15 protein-coding genes are annotated in these 21,977 nt (G+C 74.5%); 12 read left to right on the top strand and 3 right to left on the bottom strand.

Annotated features, from left to right (window positions below; all coding sequences use genetic code 11):
- Nucleotides 1–36 precede the first annotated feature (36 nt).
- The 3 genes from ACIF6F_RS00895 (at nt 37) to ACIF6F_RS00905 (ending at nt 4,682) form a co-directional block, all read left to right on the top strand.
- The gene (locus tag ACIF6F_RS00895; RefSeq protein WP_399939320.1) at nt 37–1,524 is read left to right on the top strand and encodes an FG-GAP repeat domain-containing protein; all 1,488 of its coding nucleotides are present in this window, start codon (nt 37–39) and stop codon (nt 1,522–1,524) included.
- 86 nt (nt 1,525–1,610) lie between these two features.
- Complete coding sequence (locus ACIF6F_RS00900) at nt 1,611–3,065, top strand: FG-GAP-like repeat-containing protein (RefSeq protein WP_399939321.1); 1,455 nt, start codon at nt 1,611–1,613, stop codon at nt 3,063–3,065.
- A gap of 102 nt (nt 3,066–3,167) precedes the next feature.
- Nucleotides 3,168–4,682: an FG-GAP and VCBS repeat-containing protein gene (locus ACIF6F_RS00905; protein ID WP_399939323.1), complete on the top strand. Its 1,515-nt coding sequence runs from the start codon at nt 3,168–3,170 to the stop codon at nt 4,680–4,682.
- On the opposite strand, the gene ACIF6F_RS00910 is transcribed toward ACIF6F_RS00905, so the two are convergent.
- Nucleotides 4,683–5,366: a GDSL-type esterase/lipase family protein gene (locus ACIF6F_RS00910; RefSeq protein ID WP_399939324.1), complete on the bottom strand. Its 684-nt coding sequence runs from the start codon at nt 5,364–5,366 to the stop codon at nt 4,683–4,685.
- A gap of 75 nt (nt 5,367–5,441) precedes the next feature.
- Between ACIF6F_RS00910 and ACIF6F_RS00915 the strand changes: the two genes are divergently transcribed.
- Nucleotides 5,442–6,470 (top strand): WD40 repeat domain-containing protein, encoded by a 1,029-nt coding sequence (locus ACIF6F_RS00915; protein WP_399939326.1) that lies wholly within the window; start codon nt 5,442–5,444, stop codon nt 6,468–6,470.
- Nucleotides 6,471–6,570: 100 nt separating this feature from the next.
- Entirely contained in the window at nt 6,571–7,368 is a 798-nt protein-coding gene (locus ACIF6F_RS00920; RefSeq protein WP_399939329.1) for a hypothetical protein, read from the top strand.
- Nucleotides 7,369–7,566: 198 nt separating this feature from the next.
- On the opposite strand, the gene serC is transcribed toward ACIF6F_RS00920, so the two are convergent.
- On the bottom strand, nt 7,567–8,685 hold the full coding sequence (gene serC / locus ACIF6F_RS00925; RefSeq protein ID WP_399939331.1) for a phosphoserine transaminase: 1,119 nt from the start codon (nt 8,683–8,685) through the stop codon (nt 7,567–7,569).
- Between the two features lie 85 nt (nt 8,686–8,770).
- Between serC and ACIF6F_RS00930 the strand changes: the two genes are divergently transcribed.
- The 3 genes from ACIF6F_RS00930 to ACIF6F_RS00940 all read left to right on the top strand — a co-directional run bounded on the left by ACIF6F_RS00930 (nt 8,771) and on the right by ACIF6F_RS00940 (nt 14,742).
- Nucleotides 8,771–11,515 (top strand): FAD-binding and (Fe-S)-binding domain-containing protein, encoded by a 2,745-nt coding sequence (locus tag ACIF6F_RS00930; protein ID WP_399939333.1) that lies wholly within the window; start codon nt 8,771–8,773, stop codon nt 11,513–11,515.
- A 39-nt stretch (nt 11,516–11,554) separates the two neighbouring features.
- A complete protein-coding gene (locus tag ACIF6F_RS00935) occupies nt 11,555–13,636 on the top strand; it encodes a protein kinase (RefSeq protein ID WP_399939335.1) in 2,082 nt (693 codons plus the stop codon).
- 92 nt (nt 13,637–13,728) lie between these two features.
- Nucleotides 13,729–14,742: an EamA family transporter gene (locus ACIF6F_RS00940; RefSeq protein WP_399939337.1), complete on the top strand. Its 1,014-nt coding sequence runs from the start codon at nt 13,729–13,731 to the stop codon at nt 14,740–14,742.
- Nucleotides 14,743–14,867: 125 nt separating this feature from the next.
- On the opposite strand, the gene ACIF6F_RS00945 is transcribed toward ACIF6F_RS00940, so the two are convergent.
- Nucleotides 14,868–16,520: a CocE/NonD family hydrolase gene (locus ACIF6F_RS00945; RefSeq protein ID WP_399939340.1), complete on the bottom strand. Its 1,653-nt coding sequence runs from the start codon at nt 16,518–16,520 to the stop codon at nt 14,868–14,870.
- Between the two features lie 232 nt (nt 16,521–16,752).
- Between ACIF6F_RS00945 and ACIF6F_RS00950 the strand changes: the two genes are divergently transcribed.
- The 4 genes from ACIF6F_RS00950 (at nt 16,753) to ACIF6F_RS00965 (ending at nt 21,974) form a co-directional block, all read left to right on the top strand.
- Nucleotides 16,753–17,229 carry a hypothetical protein gene (locus tag ACIF6F_RS00950; RefSeq protein ID WP_399939342.1) on the top strand — a complete coding sequence of 159 codons (477 nt, stop codon included), beginning with the start codon at nt 16,753–16,755 and terminating at the stop codon, nt 17,227–17,229.
- A gap of 148 nt (nt 17,230–17,377) precedes the next feature.
- Entirely contained in the window at nt 17,378–18,172 is a 795-nt protein-coding gene (locus tag ACIF6F_RS00955) for a TIGR03084 family metal-binding protein (protein WP_399939345.1), read from the top strand.
- 67 nt (nt 18,173–18,239) lie between these two features.
- Nucleotides 18,240–20,270, top strand: coding sequence for an acyclic terpene utilization AtuA family protein (locus ACIF6F_RS00960; protein WP_399940494.1), 2,031 nt, complete (start codon nt 18,240–18,242; stop codon nt 20,268–20,270).
- Between the two features lie 105 nt (nt 20,271–20,375).
- Entirely contained in the window at nt 20,376–21,974 is a 1,599-nt protein-coding gene (locus tag ACIF6F_RS00965) for an acyl-CoA carboxylase subunit beta (RefSeq protein WP_399939348.1), read from the top strand.
- The last annotated feature ends 3 nt before the right edge of the window (nt 21,975–21,977 follow it).

Raw genomic sequence — 21,977 nt, forward strand, 5'->3', positions numbered from 1 at the left:
GGTGTTACCGATCGCATTCCCAGGGGGGAACCGGACGTGCGACGTCACTTCCGCAGGACCGTCACGACCGCTGCGGCGGTCGCCACGCTCACCGGAGGCCTGCTGGTCTCCACCCAGGCCCAGGCGGCCACGGGGCCCGCGCCCACCCGGTACGCCGACGACTTCAACGGCGACGGCCGCCACGACCTGGCGGCCGCGTCCGCGGGGGCCGCCCTCAACGTGCCCGGGGCGGACGGCGGCACCGTGATCGCCTACGACGCGGGCTACGTGACCGTCTCGTACGGTTCGAAGTACGGCGCCCAGAAGACCGGTCTGAAGGCCGTCACCCAGAACAGCCCGGGCGTGCCCGGCACGGCGGGCGAGCGCCAGAACTTCGGCCTGGCGCTGGCCAACGGCGACTTCAACGGCGACGGGTACGCGGACCTCGCGGTGTCCTCGCGCTCGCCCTTCGTCGACTGGGACACGCCGCAGAAGGGCGTGGTCACCCTGCTGTGGGGCAGTCCGACGGGCCTGAAGGGCGGCAGCACCGTCCCGGTGGCACCCGCGCTGCAGTACCGCTTCGGTGTCGCGCTCGCGGCCGGTGACTTCACCGGGGACGGCAAGGCCGACCTGCTCGTGGGCCAGGACTCGCGGCTCCACCTGTTCCGCGGCCCGTTCGCGGCCGACGGCCGCCCCTCCCGGGTCCAGCCGGTGGAGCTCGGCGCGAACGTCGATTTCGGCGCCGCCGGTGTCGTCAGGCGACTGGCCGTCGGCCGGATCAACAAGGGCACCATCGACGACCTCGTCGTCCTCCCGGACGGGCGCGGTCGCGGCCGCGTGCTCCTCGGCGGCCCGTCCGGCCTGCGCCTGACGGAAGGCACCGTGCGCGGGGGCGGCAGCGCCGTGATCGCCGACCTCGACAGGGACGGCTACGGCGACATCACCGTGGGCGACCCGGAGCACGAGCGGGACGGCGAGCGCTGGGTGGGCAGGGTCCACGTCACCATGGGTTCCGCCGCCGGGGTGGACGAGAACCGCGCCGTGCGGACCTTCACCGAGGACACCACGGGCGTCCCCGGGGCCCCGGGCGCGGGGGACCAGTTCGGCTCCGACGTCGCGGTGGGCGACCTCGACCGTGACGGCCGCCCGGAGCTGATCGTCGCCGCGGTCGGCGAGAACCGGCCCACCTGCGAGCACTGCTACGTCAGCGGGGGCGGCCTGTACGTGCTCAAGGGCACGGCCAAGGGCCCGACCGGCGCCGGCGCCGCGTTCTACGGCCACAAGGCGGCCGGCCTGCCCGCCCTGCCCGGTGTGGCCCGCATCGCACGCCAGCTGAAGGTCACCGACCTCGACGGCGACCGGCAGCCGGAGATCACCCTGGCCCTGTCGAGCATGTACGAGTCCGGCCAGCAGGTCTGGTCCGTCGGCACGAAGGACGGCAAGGTCGCCGGAGCCTCGCCGACCCGCGTGGTCCGGCCGCCGGCCGACCCGCTGATCCACCGCACGCCGCAGTTCCCGGCCGACCTGGGTCTGATCACCCGCTGAGATCCGGGCCGGGCGGCCTACAACCTTCCGGCCCCGGCAGGGGTCTTGAGTACGTATCCGAACCAATCCACTAGGGGGAAACGGACGTGCGACGTCACATCCGTCAGGCCGTGGTGGTCGCCGCGGCGGCCGCGACGCTCAGCGGGGGCCTGCTGGCCCCCACCCAGGCGCAGGCGGCCACCACGGCCCCCGCGGCCACCCGGTACTCCGACGACTTCAACGGCGACGGGTACCACGACCTGGCGATCGGCGCCCCGGACGGCAACGTCAAGGTCACGGGCGCGGACGGCGAGACCCTGCTCTCCGCGGCCGGCTACGTGACCGTCTCGTACGGCTCGAAGTACGGCGCCCAGAAGACCGGCCTGAAGGTCCTCACCCAGAACAGCCCCGGCGTACCGGGCGACGCGGCGCAGGGCCGTGGCTTCGGCGCGGTCCTGACCAGCGGCGACTTCAACGGCGACGGCTACGCGGACCTCGCCGTGGGTGCGCGGGGCAACCAGGTCTCCCTGCTCTGGGGCAGCGCCTCGGGCCTCAAGGGCGGCACCCTGATGGCCGACCCCCAGAAGCGGCCGGGCTACGGAGTGGTCCTGAAGGCCGGTGACTTCACCGGTGACGGGAAGTCCGACCTCGTCGTCGGTTACTCCACCTCGCTCTGGCTGTTCCGGGGACCCTTCAAGGCGGACGGCTCGCCCGCCGCGGCTCCGAGGAACATCGACCTCGGCCGCGACTACCCCGTCTTCGAATCGGGGGCGCAGAACCGGATCACCGTGGGCCGGATCAACAAGGGCGCCATCGACGACCTCGTCGTCCTCGGCGAGCGGCGCGACATCGGCGGACCGCTGCGGGGCCGGGTGCTCCTCGGCGGGGCCTCCGGGCTGCGCTTCACGGAGACCACCATCCGGGGCGGCAGCAGCGTCGCCGTCGGGGACTTCGACAGGGACGGCTACGGCGACATCGCGGTGGGCGACCCGGAGAACCAGATCGACACCGAGTACGCCGCGGGCCTGGTGCGCATCAACTACGGCGGCGCCGACGGCGTGGACGAGAACCGCGCCGTGCGCACGTTCACCGAGGACAGCGCCGGCATCCCGGGCAGCGTGGGGGCCGCGGACCGCTTCGGCTGGTCGGTCGCCGCGGCCGACCTGAACCGGGACGGTTACGCCGACCTCGCCGTCGGTGCCATCGGCGAGTTCAAGCCCACCTGCGAGCACTGCTACGTCAGCGGCGGCGGCATCTACGTGCTGAAGGGCACGTCCAAGGGCCTCACCGGCACCGGCGCGGCCTTCTACGCGTACAACGCACCCGGCCTGCCCCGCCCCGCGGGCACGTACCGCATCCCCTCGTACCTCAAGGCCACGGACCTGAACGGCGACAGGCAGCCCGAGCTGACCTTCCCGGTCAAGGCGACGGTGCCGCAGGTCTGGTCGGTCGGCACGAAGGACGGCAAGGTCGCCGGCGCCTCGCCCACCCGCGTGGTCAACCCGCCGACGGACGCACAACTCCAGGGCACCGCGACCCAGTTCGGCGTCCTCGTCAACTGACCTCGCCCGCACGCCTCGAAGGCCGGGCGTCCGCCGCGCACGCGCACGCGCGCGCGCCGGACGCCCCGGCCGCACCCACCGCACCAACAGGGGGAACTCCACATGCGACGCCACACGCGTCACGCCGTCGCGGTCGCCGCGGCGGCCACGGCACTCACCGGGGGCCTGCTGGTCTCCGGCGGCACCGAGGCCCGGGCGGCCACCGCCGCCGGTCCCGCGGCCACCGCCGCCGGTCCCGCGGCCACCCGGTACGCCGACGACTTCAACGGCGACGGCTACCACGACCTCGCCATCGCCGTGGGGAGCGCCAACGTCGTGGTCCCCGAGACCGCGGAGAAGCCCAACGCCGGCTGGGGGGCCGGGTACGTCACCGTCTCCTACGGCTCCGGGTACGGCGCTCAGAAGGCCGGCCTCAAGGCCATCACCCAGGACACGCCCGGGGTCCCCGGCAAGGCCGCGCTCAACCACGGCTTCGGCCAGGTCATCGCCAACGGCGACCTCGACGGCGACGGCTACGCCGACCTCGTCGTGCGTTCCGAGGACTGGGTCGGCGGGCCGGACGGCAAGGACACGGCCCGGGTCACGATCCTGTGGGGCAGCCCCACGGGCCTCAAGGGCGGCTCGGACATCGCCAACAACGATCCGGACGTGAAGTTCGGCGCCTTCGGCGGCGTCCTGGTGACGGGCGACTTCACCGGTGACGGGAAGACCGACCTGGTCGTCGGGCACAGCACCCGGCTGGACCTCTTCAAGGGCCCGTTCACCCGCACCGGCAAGCCCGCCGCGATCCTCCCGGTCGACGACGGCATCGACTTCCGCTACTCGCCGTACGAGCCCGGCCGGATCGCAGCCGGCCGGATCGACAAGGACGCCGCCGACGACCTCGTCGTCCTCGGGGACCGGACGCTCCTCGGCGAGCGGCCCGGCAAGGTGCTCCTCGGCGGCTCGAAGGGTCTGAAGGCGACGTCCGCGAAGGTCCGCGCCGGCACGAACGCGGTGATCGCGGACTTCGACAGGGACGGTTACGGTGACGTGGCCGTCGGCCACCCCGACTTCCAGTGGGAGGACGTGACCCAGGCCGGCCGCGTCCACATCGCGTACGGCGGCAGCGGCGGCCTGGACGCCGGCCGGCGGGTCCGGGTCATCAGCGAGGACACCGTCGGAGTGCCGGGCACCCCGCAGCACAGGGACCAGTTCGGCTCCGATGTCCGCGCGGCCGACGTCACCGGCGACGGTTACCCCGACCTGGTCGTCGGTGCCGCCGGCGAGAACTCCCCGGCCTGCGACGACGGCTGCCGGAACCGCAGCGGTGGCGGTCTCTACGTCCTCAAGGGCGGCAAGTCCGGGGTCATGGCGAGCGGTTCGAAGTTCTACGACTACAAGTCGGCGGGCTTCCCCAAGCCCGCCGGGATCATCCGCTTCGGTCACCAGATCAGGCTGGCCGACCTGAACGGGGACAAGAGGCCCGAGGTGAACCTCACGTGGTCGGGCGGGACCATCTGGTCCGTCGGCGTGAAGAACGGCGTCGTCGGGGCGGCCCCCACGCGGGAGGTCCGGCCGGTGAGCGACCCGAAGATCGAATCCTGGGGCAACCGCTTCGGTCTGATGACCCGCTAGTCAGGGCATCGCGTACGGCGCGCCGATGCCCCAGGCCTGGTACATGGCATCGGCGAACTCGCCCGCCAGACGGTGCTCACCCGACTCGTTCGGGTGAGTGCCGTCGTACGTGTCGTGGTGGATGTCGTACTCCTTCGGCCGCGCGCCCAGCAGGATCGGCGAGGCCGGGGTGTCCAGGTCGGCGACCGCCTTGGCCAGCAGCTCGTTGAAACGGGCGCACTCGGCGGCGAAGGGGGCGTCCGACTCGGCGCGGACGTTCGGTATCACCGGCAGCAGGACCATCCGGATGCCCGGCCGGGCCTCGCGGGCCGCGGCTACGAACCGGCGGGCGTTGGCCGCGGTCTCGTCCGAGGCGGTGTAGAAACCGAGGTCGATCAGGCCCAGGGAGACCAGCAGCACGTCCGGCTTGTGCACGGCCACGGTCTCGCCGATCAGCGGTGCCATGTGCTGCCAGCCCTCGCCCCAGCCGGCCAGGTGGCGGCGGGCGTGGTCCGGGAAGCCGGGGTCGGCGTAGTCGTGCGAGACGGGCGCGTCGGCGAAGGTGTCGTACACCTCGCGGCGCGGACCGACGATCTTGTACGGGCCCCCGAAGGACGCGTTGAGGTGCTGCCACATCCGGTAGCGCCAGGTGTAGTCGCCCGCGCGTCCGATGGTCATGGAGTCGCCGACGAACATGAAACGCATCCGGTCATCATCGCGGATCGCCCCCGGGGCCGTGCTGTGAGCCTGGACACCCCGCGGGGGTGGCAGGCTGGGGGGATGCGTCGTCTTCTGCGTCCCGTCCTGTGTGCGGCCGTCCTGGTCCCGGCGGTCCTGTCGTCCCCGTCGGCGGCCCTGGCCGCCGACGGGGCGGAGGGCCCCGGCACCTCCTCCTTCACGATCTCCGACCCGCGCATCAAGGAGTCCAGCGGCCTCGCGGCCAGCAGGAAGCACCCCGGCGTGTACTGGACGCACAACGACAGCGAGGACGGGCCCTACCTGTACGCGGTGGACTCGGCCAGCGGCCGTACGGTCGCCCGGATCACCATGACGGGCGTGGGCCGCCCGCGTGACGTCGAGGGGATCTCCCTCGGGCCGGACGGGAACCTCTACGTCGGTGACATCGGGGACAACGCCGACGGCTCCTGGAAGCACGTCTGGATCTACCGCCTGCCCGAGCCCGACCGGCTGGCCGACGCGGCGGTCAAGGCCACCCAGTTCACGGTCCGTTACGCGGACGGTGCGCGCAACGCCGAGGCGCTGATGGTGCACCCCGTGACCGGACGGGTGTACATCGCGAGCAAGAGCGAGGACTCGGGGCACCTGTACGAGGGTCCGGCCCGGCTCAGTGCCTCCGGCACGAACGTGTTCCGCCGGGTGGGCGACGTGCCGTGGGTGACGGACGGCGCCTTCTCGCCCGACGGCAGCCAACTGGCCCTGCGCGGCTACTTCTTCGCCGAGACCTACCGCTGGAAGGACGGCCGGACGGTCGGCGAGGGCGAGCGGGTGAACGCCCCCTTCCAGGGCCAGGCCGAGGCGGTGGCGTACTCGCCCGACGGCTCCACGCTGATGTTCGGCTCGGAGGGCGAGGGCAGCCGGGTGGTGGCGGTGCCGGTGCCGGGGCGCGCGTCGGGCGGTGCGCCCGACGCCACGCGGCCGGGCGCGAAGCCGGGTGCGGCGGCCGCGGCCGGGGGGACCGGTGGTGCGGCGGCCGAGGGCGGCGGAGGCTTCACCGTGGGTGCCGTGGTCCTGGTGCTCGGCGCGGCCGCGCTGCTGGCGATGCGGCGCTTGCTGCGTCGGGGTGACTGACCTGACGGTCTTTCACGTGACTGGCGCACCCCGGTTGCGGGGTCGGGCCGACTGCTCGTGAGTGGTGACTGAACGTCCACTCCCCGAGGAGGAGAGCCTGTTGCGTACCACTACGCGTTTCGTCCTGCCCGCCGCCCTGTCCCTGGCCCTGCTGGGCGCGTCACCCGGCCTCGCCGGTGCCGCGGGCGCCCCCGAGCGGCCCGCCCTGGCGGCCCGGGCCGCCGCGCCCCTGCCGGGGGCGGACGCCCTGCTCAAGCAGGTGCAGGCGCTGGGGGCCGTCGGGGGCCTGCTGACGCCCGTCACGGACCTGCTGACCGCGGTGCTGAAGGCGGACGACGGCAAGCTGCCGCAGGCGGACCTCGACAAACACGTGGCGGCGGTCAAGGCCGCGGTCGAGAAGCTGAAGGCCTCGCTGCCGGCGCCGCCGGTGGAGGTGCCCAAGCCCCCGGTGGACCTGCCCGTGGACCCGCCGAAGCTGCCGGTGGACCCGCCGAAGCTACCGGTTGAGGCACCGAAGACGCCGGTCGAGGCACCGAAGCTGCCCGTCGAGGCGCCGAAGCTGCCGGTCGCCGCCGTGGCGGGCCAGGCCCGCGCCGCCGCTCCGCTCGACCTGATCACCACCGCCCTGGACAACCTGGTGAAGTCCGTCGAGGGGCTCGCCAAGGCCTCCGCCCCCTGCGGCTGCTCCGCCGACGCCGTCGGCAAGGTCACCGAGGTGGTGACCGGCCTGGTCAACACCGTGCTGGCCCTGCTGCTCGGCGCCGGCCTGCCCGTGCCGGACCTGCCCGGCCTGCCGAAGCTGCCCGTCGAGGCACCGAAGCTGCCCGTCGAGGCACCGAAGCTGCCCGTCGAGGCGCCGAAGCTCCCGGTGGAGGCGCCGAAGCTGCCGGTCTCGTGAGCGCGACAGCCGGAGGTGCGATAGCCGCGGACGGGTCGCATGGGGTGCGGCCAGTCGTACGGCTTTACCGTACGACTCGGCCTGCCTCCTGTCCTTCCCGCGACGGCGGAACCGCTGATCTCGGGCCTCCGGGAACGCCGGAGCCCCCGGTGACCAGGCGTCACCGGGGGCTCCGGACCGTACGGTTCGGGGAAGCCGTCAGAGCTTCTCGATCACGTAGTCGATGCACTTCGTCAGCGCCTCGACGTCCGCCGGGTCGATGGCCGGGAACATCGCGATGCGCAGCTGGTTGCGGCCGAGCTTGCGGTACGGCTCGGTGTCCACGATGCCGTTGGCGCGCAGCACCTTGGCGATCGCGGCGGCGTCGATCTCGTCCGCGAAGTCGATCGTGCCGATGACCGCGGACCGCTTGGCCGCGTCCGTCACGAACGGGGTGGCGTACTTCGACTCCTCGGCCCAGCCGTACAGGGTCCGCGCGCTGGCCGCCGTACGCTGCGTGGCGAAGTCCAGGCCGCCCTGGCCGTTGATCCACTTGAGCTGCTGGTCCAGCAGGAACAGGGTGGACAACGCCGGGGTGTTGTACGTCTGGTTCTTCAGCGAGTTGTCGATCGCGGTCGGCAGCGAGAAGAACTCGGGGATGTGGCGCCCGGAGGCGTGGACGCGCGCGGCGCGCTCCAGCGCGGCCGGCGAGAACGCCGCGAGCCACAGCCCGCCGTCGGAGGCGAAGGACTTCTGCGGGGCGAAGTAGTAGACGTCCGACTCGGTGATGTCGACCGGCAGGCCGCCCGCGCCGGAGGTCGCGTCGACCAGCACGAGGGAGCCCTCGTCGGCGCCCGCGACGCGCTTGACCGGCGCGGCGACACCCGTGGAGGTCTCGTTGTGCGTGTACGCGTACACGTCCACGCCCGCCTCGGCGACCGGATCGGGGTGCGTGCCCGGGTCGGACGAGATCACGCTCGGCTCGTCCAGCCACGGCGCCAGCTTGGCGGCCTTGGCGAACTTCGAGGAGAACTCACCGAAGGTCAGGTGCTGGGACTTCCGCTCGATCAGACCGTGGGTCGCGATGTCCCAGAAGGCGGTGGAGCCGCCGTTGCCCAGGATCACTTCGTAGCCCTCGGGGAGCGAGAAGAGGTCCCGGATGCCGTCGCGCACGGACCCCACGAGGTTCTTGATCGGGGCCTGGCGGTGGGAGGTACCGAGCAGGGAGGTTCCGGTGGCGGCCAGCGCGTCCAGCGCTTCCGTCCGCACCTTGGAGGGGCCCGCGCCGAATCGTCCGTCGGCGGGCTTGATGTCAGCGGGAATCTGGATCTCAGCCACGAGCGGAGCGTATCCGGTCGGAACCCTCCCGTCGGCCGCGCGTCCACCCGATGAGACGAGCCGTGCAGGGCGGCAGGATGGACGGGTGACCGACACGGTGGAACTGGAACGGGCGCTGCGGGGGACGGTCCGGGGCGAAGTGGACTTCGGGGTATCGGCCCGCGCCCTGGTGACCATGGACGCCTCCAACCACCGGCGGGTCCCGCTGGGCGTGGTGGCCCCGCGCGACGCGGCGGACGTGCGCGAGGCGCTGCGGGTGTGCCGTGAGGCCGGGGTGCCCGTGGTGCCCAGGGGCGGCGGCACGTCCATCGCCGGCCAGGCCGTCGGCACCGGTGTGGTGCTGGACTTCACGCGGCACATGGCCGCGCTGGTGCGGCTGGACCCGGAGGCGCGCACGGCCGTGGTCCAGCCCGGTCTGGTGCTCGGCGCGCTGCGGGCCGCGGCCGCCCCGTACGGGCTGACCTTCGGCCCCGACCCGTCCACCTGGTCCCGCTGCACCCTCGGCGGGATGATCGGCAACAACGCGTGCGGGGCGCACTCGGTGGCCTGGGGGACCACCGCGGACAACGTCGCCGAACTGGACGTCCTCACCTACGGGGGCGGCCGGCACCGCCTCTCCCGGGGCTTCTCCGACGCGCCCGCCGGGCTGCGCGAGCTGGTCGACCGGAACCTCGCGCTGCTGCGCACCGGCATGCCGGCCGACTTCCCGCGCCGCATCTCCGGCTACGCGCTGGACGCGCTGCTGCCCGAGCGCGGGGCGCAGGTGGCGCGGGCGTTCTGCGGGAGCGAGGGCACGCTCGGGGTGGTCACCGAGGCGGTGGTGCGGCTGGTCGAGGTGCCGGCGGAGCCGGTGCTGGTCGTGCTCGGGTACGCGGACGAGAGCGCCGCGGCCGATGCGGCGGCCGGGCTGCTGCCCTTCGGGCCGCTGACCGTGGAGGGGATGGCCGCCGACCTGGTGCGGGGTGCGGCGGGGCTGCCGCGCGGGGGCGCCTGGCTGTTCGTGGAGATGCCGGACGCGGGGACGGCCCGGGCCCTGGTGCGGGCGGCGGACGCGGTGGACGCGGCGGTGGTGGCCGACCGGGGCGGGCAGCGGGCGCTGTGGCGGATCAGGGAGGACGCGGCCGGTACGGCCACCCGGCTGCCCGGCGGGGAGATGGCCTGGCCCGGCTGGGAGGACTGCGCGGTGCCGCCGGCCCGGCTGGGCGCGTACCTGCGGGAGTTCCGGGCGCTGCTGGCCGCGCACGGCCTCCGGGGCGTCCCCTACGGGCACTTCGGGGAGGGCTGCGTCCACGTGCGGATCGACTTCGACCTGGTCACCTCCGAGGGCGTGCGCCGCTTCCGGGCCTTCTCCGGGGAGCTGGCCTCCCTGGTCGTGGCGCACGGCGGCTCGCTGTCCGGAGAGCACGGGGACGGCCGGGCGCGGGCGGAGCTGCTGCCGAAGATGTACGGGGACGACGTGGTGCGGGTCTTCGGCGCGTACAAGGACCTGTGGGACCCCGAGGGCGGCATGAACCCGGGGGTGCTGGTCCGCCCGGAGCCGCTGGACGAGGGCCTGCGGCTGACCGTGCTGCCGCCCACGGAGTTCGCGCGGGAGGTGGGCCGGTGCGTCGGGGTGGCCAAGTGCCGTACGCCCGGGCCGGGGCCGGGGGTGATGTGCCCCTCGTACCGGGTGACCGGCGAGGAGAGGCACTCCACGCGGGGCCGGGCGCGGCTGCTGCACGAGATGCTGGCCGGCGAGGTGGTCACCGACGGGTGGCGGTCGGTGGAGGTGCGGGAGGCGCTGGACCTCTGCCTGGGCTGCAAGGGGTGCCTGAGCGACTGTCCGGTGGGGGTCGACATGGCCGCGTACAAGGCCGAGTTCCTGCACCGCCACTGGGCCGGGCGGATCCGGCCGGCCGCCCACTACGCGATGGGCGGGCTGCCCGGGTGGCTGCGTCTGGCCGCGGCGCTCCGGCTGGCGCCGCTGGTGGGTGCGGCCGGGCGGACGCCGGTGCTGTCCTCCCTGGTCAAGCGGCTGGGCGGGATCACCCCCGAGCGGGAGCTGCCGGCGCCGGCCCGGGTGCCGTTCACGCGGGCCTGGCGGCCGGAGGGCCCGGGCGAGGTGGTGCTGTGGCCCGACACGTTCACCGAGTACCTCGCGCCGGGCGCGGGCCACGCCGCCGTACGGGTCCTCGCCGACGCCGGGCTGCCGGCCGGCCTCCCGCCGGGCCGGGTCTGCTGCGGGCTGACGTACGTGTCGACCGGGCGGCTCGACCGGGCGCGGGCCGTGCTGCGCCGCACCCTCGACGTGATGGCGCCGGTGCTGGAGGCGGGGCCGCCCGTGGTGGTCCTGGAGCCCAGCTGTGCCGCCGCGCTCCGGGGCGACCTGCCGGAGCTGCTGCGCGACGACCCGCGGGCGGCCCGGCTGGCCGCGGCGGTACGGACCTTCGCCGAGGCCCTGGAGGAGTACGCGCCGCACTGGGCGCCCCCGCGCCTGGACCGCCCGGTGACCGGCCAGACCCACTGCCACCAGCACGCGGTGCTGGGCGACGCGGCGGACCGCCGGCTGCGCGACCGGGCCGGCCTGACCGGGGAGCTGGAGGGCGGCTGCTGCGGGCTGGCCGGGAACTTCGGCTTCGAGCGCGGCGCCGGGCGCTACCGGGTGTCGGTGGACTGTGCGGAGGAGCGGCTGCTGCCCGCCGTCCGGGCGGCGGACGCGCGGGCCGCCGTACTCGCCGACGGCTACTCCTGCCGTACGCAGCTCGCCCAGCTCGGCGGGCGACGGGCCCTCCACCTGGCCGAGTTGCTCGCTTCCGCGCTCGACGCGGGGGAAGTGCCGCGGGAGCAATAGGGTGACGCCTGAACACACGGGCGTGAAGGGGGCGCAGGGATGAGCGGGTCGGCAACTGACGGGATCTTCCAGCCGCTTGAGGCGGACGATCCGCAGATGGTGGCCGGATACCGGCTGGCGGCCCGGCTGGGCTCGGGCGGCATGGGCAAGGTGTACCTCTCCCACACCCCCGGCGGGCGGCCGGTCGCGATCAAGGTGATCCGGCCGGAGTTCGCCGAAGACGCCGAGTTCCGGCGGCGGTTCAAGCAGGAGGTGCAGTCCGCGCAGCGGGTGCAGGGCCTCTTCACGGCGCCGGTCATCGACGCGGACGCGGACGGCCCGGTGCCCTGGCTGGCCACGGCGTACGTGCCCGGGCCCACGGTTGCCGCGGCCGTCGCCGAGCACGGCGCGCTGCCCGCGCGCACGGTGCTGATGCTGGCCGCCGGGATCGCGGAGGCGCTCCAGGTCATCCACGGCGCGGGCATCGTGCACCGGGACCTGAAGCCGTCGAACGTGCTGCTGGCCTCCGACGGGCCCCGCGTCATCGACTTCGGCATCGCGCGGGCCGCGGACGCCACCTCCCTCACCGCGAGCGGGGTCGCGATCGGCACGCCCTCCTTCATGGCGCCCGAGCAGGCCGCCGGGGGCCGCATCGGGCCTGCCACCGACATCTTCGCGCTGGGCCAGGTCGCCGCGTACGCCGCCCTGGGCGCCCCCGCGTACGGGGAGGGCCCCTCGCACGGCGTCCTGTACCGCATCGTGCACGAGGAGCCGCGGCTGACCGGCCTGCCGGAGGAGCTGCGGCCCCTGGTGGAGCGGTGCCTCGCCAAGGACGCCGCCGACCGGGCCTCGCTCGCCGAGGTGCTGGAGCTGTGCCGGGCGGCGGACGGCCAGACGCAGCTGCGCCGTCCCGAGGACTGGCTGCCGGGCGGCGTCGCGGCGGGGATCACCTCGCGGGTCGGGATCGTGCCGGGTCCGGTGGGCGGTCCGGTGGGGGGGCCGGTCGGGGGGCCGGTCGGCGGTCAGGCCGGTGGTCAGGCTGGGGGGCAGGTCGGCGGTCCGGTGCCGACGGTGCCGGCTCAGGGTGCGCCGACGCCTCCGCCGACGCCTCCGGCCACGGCTCCGGCCACGGCTCCGGCGCCCGCCGACGCCTCGGCCACGGCCCCGGCCGGTGCGGTGCCGACGGCCGCCGCGGCCCCGGGCGTGCCCCCGATGCCGGCCGCGGCGCCGGCGGCCGCAGCCGCCGCTCAGGCCGCGGCGGCCCCGTACGCCACGCCGACCCAGGCCGGTCCCGCCCACCAGCGGACTGCTCCGGCCCACCCCGCGGCCGGAGCCCACCCGACGCCGCCGCCGAGCGCGCCGGGCACGTACCCGACGCCGCCGCCGAGCGCGCCCGGCGCCTACCCGACGCCCCCGCCGGTGGCGCACCACACCCCGCCGCCGGTGAACCCGTACCAGACCCCGTACCCGGGCGCCGGGACCGGCGGCTACGCGGTCCCCGCGCCCGCGCCCGCGCCCGCCCCGCGGGCCTCCGACGCCAAGCGGGCCGGCATCGTGCTGGGTTCGATCTTCGGTGGCCTGGTCCTGCTGCTGGGCGGCTGCGCCGCCCTGGCCAACCTGGCCGGCAAGGACGACGACGCGGCGCGCCGCACCGGTGGCAGCTCCGCGGCGAGCAGCGGCGGCGGTTCGGCGAGCGGCAGCCGGAACCCCTCCGCCGGCGGGAGCACCCGGCCGCGCACGGACCCGAAGCCCGCCACGTACGCGAACTTCGAGTTCCCCGCGGGCTACCACATCGAGCTCGGGGACGACCCGCTCACGCCCCGCGACTCGCAGTTCAGCGACGACCTGAACTTCTCGTGCGGCAGCTCCGACGGCTGCAAGTTCACCTCGTACGTCACCAAGATGGTGCTGCTCGACTCGGCGGAGAAGGGCTCGCTCGACACCTGCCGCAAGGCGACCCGGTTCACCAACAAGATCCTCGCGGAGACCCTCTCGCGGGGTGACCAGATCTGCCTGCGCACCAAGTCCGGCAACATCGCGCTGGTCACCTACCGGGGAATGTCGGGCCAGGACGACCCGAGCAGGCACTCCAAGGTCGACGTGACGGTATGGCGCGGCGCGCTGGAGCCCGAGACGGACTGAGGGCTGAGGCGCGGGGAGGCGCGGGGGTGGCCGGCCGCCATGTAAGGGAAAACATGGAGCCACGCTCCTTACGGCGGGCTTAGCATGGTGGAATGACCCGTTCCGCCGCGCCCGCCCCCGCGCCCGCCGCCGCCCCCGCCACCATCGGGACGGCCGGGACCACCGGGGCCGCCGGCACCGCCGGGACCTCCCCGGCTGCCGGGCTCGGCCGGCTCGCCGGGCGCCTCCGGGGCCGCGGTCCCGGGCGGCTGGGCCCGGTCGCGCTGGTGATCTCCGCCGGCGTCTCGGTGCAGTTCGGTGCGGCGCTCGCGGTCACGCTGATGCCCCGCGCCGGAGCGGCCGGCGTGGTCTCGCTCCGGCTGGTCGCGGCGGCCGTCGTGCTGCTGCTGATCTGCCGGCCGCGGATCCGCGGCTACTCGCGCGCCGACTGGACCACCGTGCTGGCCTTCGGCGCGGCCATGGCGGGCATGAACGGCCTCTTCTACCAGGCCGTCGAGCGCATCCCCCTCGGCCCCGCCGTCACGCTGGAGGTGCTGGGCCCGCTGGTGCTGTCGGTCTTCGCCTCGCGGCGGCTGTCCAGCCTGCTCTGGGCGGGGCTCGCCCTGTGCGGAGTGGCGCTGCTCGGCGGCGTCGGCGGGTCCGGGATGGGCTCGCTCGACCCGCTGGGTGCCGCCTTCGCCCTCGGCGCGGGCGCGATGTGGGCGGCGTACATCGTCTTCAGCGCCCGTACGGGGCGCCGCTTCCCGCAGGCCGACGGGCTGGCCCTGGCGATGGCCTTCGCCGCGGTGATCAGCCTTCCGCTGGGCATCGCCGAGGCCGGGGCCAAGCTGGTGGTGCCGGGCACGCTGGCGCTGGGCCTCGGTGTCGCGCTGCTGTCCTCGGTCCTGCCGTACACGCTGGAGCTGCTGGCCCTGCGGCGGCTGCCGGCGCCCACCTTCGCGGTGCTGATGAGCCTGGAGCCGGCCATCGCGGCCACGGCGGGCTTCCTCGTACTGGGCCAGGGGCTCTCCCTCACCGACGCGCTCGCCATCGCCCTGGTCATCGCGGCCAGCATGGGCGCGGTGCGCTCGCAGGCCAAGCGGCTGCCGCCGACGGGCGAGGGCTGAGGGCTGAGGGCTGACCGCGGGTCGGCTCGGCCACGGCCCGGCACGCCGTCGCCCGCACCAGCGGCCACGGCCCGGCGCGCCGTCGCCGGGGGCCCGGCCCGGCCGACGGCGGCACCGCGTACGGCTCAGCCGAGCGGCAGCTCCAGGAAGGCCGGGTCCTCGTCGGAGGAGCCGAACCGCAGCGTCCCCCGGGGCAGGTTCGCGCCCCCGTAGAAGGGGTCGACCGTGTCCGCGACCAGCATCAGGCGGTGCCCCGCAGGCACGTCGTACGCCGTGGCCTGGAGCTCGACCTCCGCGGCGTACGGGCTCTCCGGGTCGCCCTGCAGCCGGGTGAACGGCGCGTGCGTCACGATGTGCCCGGTCCCGTCCGGCGCCACGTCGAGCAGGTACGCGACGAACGTGGCCCGCGGTGTGGCCGCCGCGCAGCTCAGCCGCAGCCTCGGGATGCCGCGCAGCCGCAGCACCGCGTCCTGCGGCGCGCCCGTCCAGACGGCCGCCACGTCGTGGCTGATCCCCTCGGCGGGGTAGGTCTTCGGACGGCCGGCGATCTCGTCGTACCCGGTGGTGATGATCGCGTCCGCCACGGTGGCGGGGGTGTCGATGCCGGTCAGCGCCTCGATGGTCCAGCCGGTCTCGGGCTTGTCGGCCAGCGTGCCGCCCGCGGCGCCGCCCGTCAGGTACACCCGCTGGCGGCGCGTGGTCACGGCCGTCCAGGTGGGGCGGTCCTCCAGGGTCTTGTTCCACATCACCTGGCTGAGGATCTGGCCCTCCGCGCCGATGCCGGTGTCCTCACCCCTGAGGTGCTGGTCGAGCCACCGGTGGGCGTTCGACCAGATCCGGTTCGGCAGCCCGATGATCCCGCTCATCTCCGGACAGGAGTGGTCGCCGATGGACAGGTCGAGGCGCTTGGGGCCGGTCAGCGCCTCGAACATCCGCAGCGTCTGGTTCACCGGGAAGAGCGTCTCGTGCCAGGCGTGGGCGAAGTAGACGGGGACCCGGCGCTCGCGCAGCTCGCCCGCGTACGTGAGGGGCGAGCGCCGGGCGGCCCAGGCCAGGGTCGCCTCGATGTTCCGGTTGTTCAGCACGTCGGCGAAGACGGCCGCCGTCTCCTGGCTCAGCCGGGCGTTCCTCGCGGCGTTCAGCAGGGCGGTCACCGAGGCGACGTGCCGGGTGGTGTTCTCGTAGAAGGCCTCCCCGAGGTCGCCCCAGGTGCTCATCGCGACGACCGCGTCGACCCGGGTGTCGTGCGCCGCGACCAGCTGGCTGATGCCCGATCCGTAGCTGTCCCCGAGGAAGCCGGCCGCCGTGACCCCGGACGGAGTCCGCTCGATGAGGAAGTCCAGCGCCCGGGTGCCGTCCTCGACGTCGAGCGGGCCGGCCACGTCGACCTCGCCGCCGGAGCGCCCGAAGCCGCGGGCGGTGTAGGCCAGGACGTTGTACCCCTTGGCCGCGAAGGCCGTGGCCTGGACGGCGTACGCGAGCCAGCCGAGGTCCGTCCACGGCGAGGGCATGACGACGACCGCCCGCGGCTCGGGACCGGTGTGCCGCCAGAGCGCGGCGTCGAGCCGTGCGGCCTCGCCGGTGGCGGGGTCCGCCGCGCCCTCCACCTCGACCGGGACGAACGTGAGCAGCGAGCGGGCCTGGTCGACCTCGGCGGCCCGGGCGGGCGCGAGCCCGGAGGTGTCGCCGCTCTGCAGGGCGGCCACGAAGGCGCGTAGTGCGGCCTCGTCGAGCTGGGGGTAGAGCGGGATCGGCTGCTGTGCTGCTGCGGAGGTCATGTCGCGGTCCATTCCTCTACGGTGAGCAACGGCGTGATCGCTCCGTGTGCGGAGCGGGCCCAGTATGGGCGGACCCTCGCCCGGAAGTGTCGGCAGTTTTACGGATCTGGCCGGAACCGGATCCTCCGGCCGGGCGTGTCGGCCGACGCGCCACGGGGTCGCGCCGGACCCGCGGATCCGCGCGCGGATCTCCTGACGGGAGATGTCAGGGAAGCGCCCCTACGGTCCCCGCATGGCATTCCAGGAGAAGCACCTGAGCGTCCCCGGGCCCGTCGAGGTCGAGGGCCGGCTCGTGAAGCGCTACCACGTCACCGGAGACCCGGCCGGAATCGAGCCCGAGGTCGAGAAGGCCGCCTACGCGTTCCTGCCCGAGCTGCTCGCGACGCTGCCGGAGCCGGACGGCACGCCGCCCGTGAGCTTCGTCGTCCTCCACAGGGGAGGGGACGACGGCGCGTACCTCAACGTCTACAGCTGGGTGTGGGACAACGTCCTGCACTTCGCGGGCGGGGCGGCGGGCCAGCCGGTGCTGGGCTGCCCGGACCGGGACAGCACGCACTTCGTCCGGCTGGACCGCTCGCTGATCGGGTGCGTGTGGGAGCTCCCGCCCATCGGCCACGAGCGGAACGCGTGGGTGCGGCACATGCTGTCCGGCGAGCCCGACCTGGCGGCGTACCTGACGGACTCGCTGCCGGAGGGCCTCACGGGCTGACTCGCCGCCCCCGCAGGGGAGTTGGTGCGGCGGGCGCCCCGGGGGAATGCGGGGCAAAAAATAATGCAAGCACGCTTGATTGTTTCTTGGCCCGCTGCCACGCTTCGGGGCACACCGTCGTGTCGCCGTCCGCGTGGGGGAGTCCGCCGTGCCCGATCCGTTGTCCTTGGTGATCGCCGACCTGCGTGCCGAGGGGGAGGAACTCGACCGGCTCGTCGGCGCGTTGGGCGCCGAGGAGTGGGCCCGGCCCACCCCCGCGCCCGGCTGGACGGTCGCCCACCAGATCGCCCACCTGGAGTGGACCGACCGGGCGGCCCTTCTCGCCCTCACCGACGCCGACGGCTTCGCACGCCAGGCCGCGGAGGCCCTGGGCAGGCCCGACACCTTCGTCGACGAGGGCGCCGAGGCCGGAGCCGCCCTGCCGCCCGCCGAACTGCTGACCCGCTGGCGGGCCGGGCGCGCGGAGCTGGACGCGGCCCTGACGAAGGCGCCCGCGGGGGAGCGGTTCCCCTGGTACGGGCCCCCGATGAAGGCCGCCTCCATGGCGGGCGCCCGCCTCATGGAGACCTGGGCGCACGGCCAGGACGTGGCGGACGCGCTGGGCGCCGTCCGGGTCCCGACCGCACGGCTGCGGCACGTGGCCCGGATCGGAGTGCGGGCCCGCGACTACGCCTACGCGGTACACGGACTTCCCGCGCCCGAGGGTGAGTTCCGGGTGGAACTCACCTCGCCGGACGGCGCGGAGCTGTGGGCGTACGGGCCCCCGGAGGCGGAGCATCGGGTCACCGGACCGGCGCTGGACTTCTGCCTGCTGGTGACCCGGCGGGCGCACCGGGCGGACCTCGCCGTGACGGCCTCTGGCGCGGAGGCGGACCGCTGGCTGGACATCGCCCAGGCCTTCGCGGGCCCGGCGGGCCAGGGCCGGGAGCGGCGCGGTGCCTGACGACCGGATCCTGCGCATCGGCAACGCCTCGGGCTTCTACGGGGACCGCTTCGACGCCGTGGCGGAGATGCTCACCGGCGGCCCGCTGGACGTGCTGACCGGCGACTACCTCGCCGAACTGACGATGCTGATCCTCGGCCGCGACCGTCTGAAGGACCCCGCGCTGGGGTACGCGAAGACGTACCTCAGGCAGCTGGAGGGGAGCCTGGGCCTGGCCGTCGACCGGGGCGTCCGCCTGGTGGCCAACGCGGGCGGCCTGAACCCCGCCGGACTGGCCGACGCCATCCGCGGGCTCGCCGCCCGGCTGGGCGTACCGGTGGCGGTGGCGCACGTCGAGGGCGACGACCTGATGCCGTACGAGGACGCCCTCACCGCCAACGCGTACCTCGGCGGCTGGGGGATCACCGAGTGCCTGAGGGCCGGCGCGGACGTGGTCGTCACCGGCCGGGTGACGGACGCGGCGCTGGTCAGCGGGCCGGCCGCGTGGTTCTTCGACTGGGCGCGGGACGACTACGACGCGCTGGCGGGGGCGGTGGTGGCCGGGCACGTGCTGGAGTGCGGCACCCAGGCGACCGGCGGCAACTACGCGCTCTTCACCGGCCACGACGTACGGCGGCCGGGCTTCCCGCTGGCGGAGGTGGCCCGGGACGGCAGCGCGGTCATCACCAAGCACCCGGGCACGGGCGGCGTGGTGAACACCGGCACGGTCACCGCCCAGCTGCTGTACGAGACCCAGGGCGCCCGGTACCTGGGCCCCGACGTGGTGGCCCGCCTCGACACGGTGCGGCTCACGCAGCAGGGCCCGGACCGGGTCCTGGTGTCGGGCACCCGGGGGGAGCCCGCCCCCGGCACCCTGAAACTGGGTCTGACCCGCATCGGCGGCTGGCGCAACGAGGTCGTCTTCGTACTGACCGGCCTGGACGTCGAGGCCAAGGCGGCCCTGCTGAAGGCCCAGCTGGCGGACGCGCTGGCCGGCATCGCCTCGGCGGAATGGACCCTGGCCCGCACGGACCACGAGGACGCGGCCACCCAGGAAACGGCGAGCGCGCTGCTGCGCCTCACGGTGAAGGACCCGGACCCGGCCAAGGTGGGCCGCCCCCTCACCTCGAAGGCCATCGAACTGGCCCTCGCCAGCTATCCCGGCTTCCACGTGACGAGCCCACCCGCCCCGCCCACCCCCTACGGCACCTTCGCGTCCCCGCTGATCCCGTCCACCACCCCGCCCCACCGGGCAGTCCTCCCGAACGGCACGTCCGTGCCGATCGCCCCCGCACCGGCAGGTGCACCGGCCACGCCGGTCGCCCCGGCGCCCGTGGGTGTACCGGCCACGCCGGTCGCCCCCGCACCGGTGGGTGCATCCGCCGCGCCGGTCGCCCCGGCGCCTGAGGGCGACCGCACCGCGGGGCACGCGGGCGGGACCCGAGCGGAGCCCGCGGCCCAGGCATCCGCGCCGCAGGGGTATCCAGCGCCACCGGCGAGTCCAGCCCCTCCGGCGTTTGAGGAGCTGGGGGCACCCCCAGCGGTAGCTGGGGGAGGGTACGGGGGCGGAGCCCCCGCAACGGGTCCGGGCGGAGCCCGGGGAACGGAGGAAGGGCGGGTAGGGGACAGCCCCGCAGGGCAACGACCCGCACCCGGCAACAACCCGCACTCGGAAGCGGCGCCCCCCGGCACGGGCACCGGCACGGACCCGCACCCGGAACCCCCGGCCCCCGGCACGGGCACCGGCACAGAAACCGTCCGCATCCCCCTGGGCCGCATCGCCGGCGCCCGCAGCGGCGACAAGGGCGGCGACGCCAACCTCGGCCTCTGGACGGAAACGGACCCCGCATACGAGTGGCTCCGCGCCACCCTCACCGTCCCCCGCCTCAAGGAGCTCCTCCCGGAGACCGCCCCCCTCCACGTCACCCGGCACGAACTCCCGAACCTCCGCGCCCTGAACTTCGTCATCACCGGCCTCCTCGGCGACGGCGCAGCCGCCCAGCACCGCTTCGACCCGCAGGCGAAGGCCCTCGGCGAATGGCTCCGCGCCCGGCACGTCGACGTACCGTCCCACCTCGCCCCGCAGCCCCCGCCCCCGCAGCCCCCGCCCCCGCAGTAACCCCCGCGCCGCAGGCACCCCGCAGTAACCCCCGCGCCGCAGCCACCGCACCGCCCACCCCCCGCCCCGCGAACCCAACGGCACACCACCCCCGGAGGCCACGCAGTGACCCGGCTCCGCACCGCCCTGGACCCCCGCGACCCCGCCTACGCGGACAACCGCACCGCGATGCTCGCCAAACTCGCCGACCTCGACGAGGAGCACGCCAAGGCGCTGGCCGGCGGCGGCCCGAAGTACACCGAGCGCCACCGCAGGCGCGGCAAGCTCCTCGCCCGCGAGCGCATCGAGCTGCTCCTGGACCCGGACACGCCCTTCCTGGAGCTGTCCCCCCTCGCGGCCTGGGGCAGCGACCACCCCGTCGGCGCCTCCATGGTCACCGGCATCGGCGTCGTCGAGGGCACCGAGTGCCTGATCACCGCCAACGACCCCACCGTCCGCGGCGGCGCCAGCAACCCCTGGACCCTCAAGAAGGCGCTCCGCGCCAACGAGATCGCCCTCCGGAACCGGCTGCCCTGCATCAGCCTCGTCGAGTCCGGCGGTGCCGACCTCCCCTCCCAGAAGGAGATCTTCATCCCCGGCGGCGCGATCTTCCGGGACCTCACCCGGCTCTCCGCCGCCGGCATCCCCACCATCGCCGTGGTCTTCGGCAACTCCACCGCCGGCGGCGCCTACATCCCCGGCATGTCCGACCACACCGTGATGATCAAGGACCGTTCCAAGGTGTTCCTCGGCGGTCCGCCGCTCGTGAAGATGGCCACCGGCGAGGAGAGCGACGACGAGTCACTCGGCGGAGCCGACATGCACGCCCGCACCTCCGGCCTCGCCGACCACTACGCCCTCGACGAGCGCGACGCGCTCCGACAGGCGCGCCGTATCGTCGCCCGGCTCAACCACCGCAAGGCGCACCCCGATCCGGGCCCCGCCGAGCCGCCGAAGTACGACCCCGAGGAACTCCTCGGAATCGTCCCGGCCGACCTCAAGACCCCCTTCGACCCGCGCGAGGTCATCGCCCGCATCGTCGACGGCTCCGACTTCGACGAGTTCAAGCCCCTCTACGGCACCAGCCTCACCACCGGCTGGGCCGAACTCCACGGCTACCCCGTCGGCATCCTCGCCAACGCCCACGGCGTGCTGTTCAGCCAGGAGTCGCAGAAGGCCGCGCAGTTCATCCAGCTCGCCAACCAGCGCGACATCCCCCTCCTCTTCCTCCACAACACCACCGGCTACATGGTCGGCAAGGAGTACGAGCAGGGCGGCATCATCAAACACGGCGCCATGATGATCAACGCGGTCTCCAACTCCCGCGTCCCACACCTCTCCGTCCTCATGGGGGCCTCCTACGGCGCCGGCCACTACGGCATGTGCGGCCGCGCCTTCGACCCCCGCTTCCTCTTCGCCTGGCCCAGCGCCAAGTCCGCGGTGATGGGCCCGCAGCAGTTGGCCGGCGTGCTCTCGATCGTGGCCCGCGCCTCCGCCGCCGCCAAGGGACAGCCCTACGACGACGAGGCCGACGCCGGGCTGCGCGCCCTCGTCGAGCAGCAGATCGAGGCCGAGTCCCTGCCGTTCTTCCTGTCCGGGCGGATCTACGACGACGGCGTCATCGACCCGCGCGACACCCGCACCGTCCTCGGCCTGTGCCTGTCCGCCCTCCACAACGCCCCCGTCGAGGGCGCCCGCGGCGGCTTCGGCGTCTTCCGGATGTGAGCC

It is taken from the genome of Streptomyces sp. NPDC086023 (assembly GCF_044540325.1).
Taxonomy (GTDB): Bacteria; Actinomycetota; Actinomycetes; order Streptomycetales; family Streptomycetaceae; genus Streptomyces.

What these genes read in the sequence shown, in the direction of transcription:
- ACIF6F_RS00905 (WP_399939323.1), top strand. Translation starts at nt 3,168, where the DNA reads ATGCGACGCCACACGCGTCACGCCGTCGCGGTCGCCGCGGCGGCCACG.
- ACIF6F_RS00910 (WP_399939324.1), bottom strand. Translation starts at nt 5,366, where the DNA reads ATGCGTTTCATGTTCGTCGGCGACTCCATGACCATCGGACGCGCGGGC.
- ACIF6F_RS00915 (WP_399939326.1), top strand. Translation starts at nt 5,442, where the DNA reads ATGCGTCGTCTTCTGCGTCCCGTCCTGTGTGCGGCCGTCCTGGTCCCG.
- ACIF6F_RS00935 (WP_399939335.1), top strand. Translation starts at nt 11,555, where the DNA reads ATGAGCGGGTCGGCAACTGACGGGATCTTCCAGCCGCTTGAGGCGGAC.
- ACIF6F_RS00940 (WP_399939337.1), top strand. Translation starts at nt 13,729, where the DNA reads ATGACCCGTTCCGCCGCGCCCGCCCCCGCGCCCGCCGCCGCCCCCGCC.
- ACIF6F_RS00945 (WP_399939340.1), bottom strand. Translation starts at nt 16,520, where the DNA reads ATGACCTCCGCAGCAGCACAGCAGCCGATCCCGCTCTACCCCCAGCTC.
- ACIF6F_RS00950 (WP_399939342.1), top strand. Translation starts at nt 16,753, where the DNA reads ATGGCATTCCAGGAGAAGCACCTGAGCGTCCCCGGGCCCGTCGAGGTC.
- ACIF6F_RS00960 (WP_399940494.1), top strand. Translation starts at nt 18,240, where the DNA reads ATGCTCACCGGCGGCCCGCTGGACGTGCTGACCGGCGACTACCTCGCC.